The organism is Vibrio sp. 1288, from assembly GCF_033344475.1.
In genome coordinates this window covers 1-587 of the sequence record NZ_JAWPOX010000836.1, presented here as the reverse complement: position 1 = coordinate 587, position 587 = coordinate 1, and the positions used below count along the sequence as shown (strand labels likewise).

1 protein-coding gene is annotated in these 587 nt (G+C 42.8%); it reads left to right on the top strand.

Annotated elements, in window-relative coordinates:
- A partial coding sequence (locus R8O11_RS29645) for a response regulator (protein WP_318195182.1) occupies positions 1-453 on the top strand: 453 nt, incomplete at its 5' end.
- Positions 454-587 lie beyond the last annotated feature (134 nt).

The window sequence follows — 587 nt, the reverse complement described above, 5'->3', positions numbered from 1 at the left end:
AAGGATGGGTGGGGTGTGCTGGATCCGTTGGATGCGAGCCAACAAGTAGAACCTGAAGAGTTGTTTGATGAAAGTCTGAAAGTGTTGCTGGTGGCAGATAACCATACTAACGCCTTTATTCTTAAAGCGTTTTGTACCAAATACAAGATGCAGGTTGATTGGGCGAAGGATGGGCTAGAAGCCATGGAGTTCTTAAAAGATCACTCTTATGATTTGATTTTGATGGATAACCAACTTCCGCATCTTGGTGGCATCGAAACCACGAAAGAGATTCGTCAAAACTTGAAATTGGGGACGCCAATTTACGCCTGCACCGCCGACACTGCGCAAGAAACCAGTGATGCATTTATGGAAGCAGGCGCGAACTATGTTTTGCTGAAACCCATTAAAGAAAATGCACTCCACGAGGCTTTTGTTGACTTCAAGCAGCGCTTCTTGATTGAACGGACATAGTTTGCTGCCACATTTACGATAGTTTCGTTGTTTACCTAGCCCAACTTAGCTTTTCTGAGTTGGGCTTTTTCTTTCCTGTAATCCGAATATCTTAATTCTTCACAACCTTTTAAATGTGCAAAAATTCATTGTGA